We start from the raw sequence: 1,304 nt of genomic DNA on the forward strand, positions 1-1,304 counted from the left end.
CAGCCGTTTGGCGGATAGCCCTTATCCCAAAACGGATGGTTTTTAGGCAGTATCAGCCCGTGCAGCGCGCGGTGACTCGCCCTGGTGCGATCATCCAGCACCGCGACATAACGAAAATACGGCAGATCCGAGTTCATCTGGCTTTGGTAGCGCGCAGCGGCATAGGCTACTCGCATATTGGTGTTATAGATATTTCGCAGCCTGCGATCGCCCACGTAAATTTGCTTTTGCTCGCCCGTTTTAGGGTCAGTTACCGCTACGTCCCCTAGCCAGCCTTTGCGCGCTAGGGTATCTTTAATGCCGCGCTTCCATTCATCAAATCCTTGCCCCTTTTGTGCGGCAAGGGCTAGGCTATCTTGAATGTCTTTCAGTAGATCGAGCCGCGTGATCTTTGCGACCGTAAAGACGCGATGATGAGCCTCGTGCATAATCTCGTCATAGTCGAAATGAAGCTGCGGCCGTTTGTCTTTGATATACTTTACAACCTGCTGCGGCGGAGCAAAAAAGCTAATATTCATGATCGTCCGCGCCTAAAATTTCAGCATTTGCTATGACCCGAAATAGCTCCTCCTCCAGAGCATCAAGCTTAAAACCTAGCGGATTTTTTGCAAGTATCTCATAAGCCTGCTCGTAGGTTTGGGCTTTATCCACCACGCTTCTTACGTATGATGAAATTTGCGAGCTTGCGGCGCTAAAATCGTGCTGTGCGGTTTGCCTCTCTATCTCAGTGAGATATTTAGCCGCACCGGCAGAGTTTTTCTCTGCGCCTATGCGCCCGTTTGATCCGTCGCCCTCTTTCGCGTCCGTAGCCTTTGCGCTTGGCGGCAGGTCAAATTCCTTTGCCATATCTTCAGGGCTCATTCGGTATCCCATATCGTGCAAAATTTGAAGCATCTGTGCGCGCTGGAGCAGATCCACATCCTTTTCGATTTGAATGTTTAGATTTGCCCTTTTGCCAAGACGCGCATATATTCGCTCGACTAAGCGGCTTGCGAATTTCACGTCCGCAGCGACTATCTCGGCGCGGTTTTGCTCGTGGGTTTTGCTCATTGCGTAGCTGCCGCTTTGTGCGGTGTTTGCGTTGGAACTAAGCACCGAGCCGTTTATTACTTTGGCTATCTCGGCGTCGCAATAGCGCACAAACTCCATAAAGTCGGCTTGGCTTCCTCTACCCTCAAGCACTTTGATAATGTCGTTCGGACCTAGCACCGCGTAACTGCCGCTTTTGATACCCTCAAGCGCTTCAGCCATTTGGGTGATGACGTTTTCATCCCCGCTTGAGCTATTGCCGATCAGCGGCGGCA

Annotated in this window: 2 protein-coding genes; both read right to left on the reverse strand. The window is 51.2% G+C overall.

Annotated features, from left to right (window positions below):
- Positions 1–518 (reverse strand): phage minor head protein (locus Q0135_RS01080; protein ID WP_297987562.1); only part of this gene is annotated, 518 nt, incomplete at its 3' end.
- A partial coding sequence (locus tag Q0135_RS01085) for a DUF935 family protein (RefSeq protein ID WP_297987565.1) occupies positions 508–1,304 on the reverse strand: 797 nt, incomplete at its 5' end. The genes Q0135_RS01085 and Q0135_RS01080, both read right to left, overlap by 11 nt.

This window comes from uncultured Campylobacter sp. (assembly GCF_937981295.1).
Classification (GTDB): Bacteria; Campylobacterota; Campylobacteria; order Campylobacterales; family Campylobacteraceae; genus Campylobacter_B.